1 protein-coding gene is annotated in these 725 nt (G+C 45.2%); it reads left to right on the top strand.

Features of this window, described 5'->3' with window-relative positions; all coding sequences use genetic code 11:
* Positions 1-654: ABC transporter permease (locus R7Z47_RS24810; protein ID WP_318130757.1), on the top strand; the 654-nt coding region annotated here is incomplete at its 5' end.
* Positions 655-725 lie beyond the last annotated feature (71 nt).

Genomic DNA, 725 nt, shown 5'->3' with positions numbered 1-725 from the left:
AGCTTCCCTGTTTACTTTCAAGGGCTTTGGACGACCGTTTGGCTGGTGGGCATTTCATTGGTGATTGGCTTGTGCGTCTCAGTTCCACTCGCCATTGCGAGAAACAGTACCAACTACGCTTTGAGCCTTCCTTCTTGGGGATTCATTTACTTTTTCCGAGGAACGCCACTGCTTGTTCAGTTGTATCTGATTTACTATGGCATGGATCAGTTTTTCCCAGTGAAAGATACCTTATGGGAACACGCGTGGTTTTGTGCTCTTGTTGCGTTTGTACTAAACACATCAGCGTATACGGCAGAGATCATTCGTGGTGCGATTAACGGTTTGCCGAAAGGCGAAGTGGAAGCCGCAAAAGCGTATGGCATGAGTAAATTTATGACTTACAAACGCATCATCTTGCCAAGTGCGTTGCGCCGAGCACTACCTGCTTATTCTAATGAAGTGATCTTCATGCTTCACGGCAGTGCGGTTGCAGGGATCGTAACCATCGTGGACTTAACTGGTGCAGCGCGCTTAGTTAACTCTCGTTATTACGCACCATTTGAGTCGTTCTTGACGGCTGGACTTTTCTATATGTCGCTTACGTTTATCATTCTTTGGTGCTTTAAACGCGCGGAAAAACGTTTCTTAGCGTACCTGCGTCCTCTGAGCTAAATCATGTATTTAAGTAATGGTACCTACGGGTACCATTCTATTTTTGATACCTTCATTCATACTTTTCTGAT

Source organism: Vibrio sp. 1641, from assembly GCF_033339995.1.
GTDB classification, from domain to species: domain Bacteria; phylum Pseudomonadota; class Gammaproteobacteria; order Enterobacterales; family Vibrionaceae; genus Vibrio; species Vibrio alginolyticus.
Note: the sequence above shows the minus strand (reverse complement) of the source record. Positions and strands in the feature narration are given on the sequence as shown.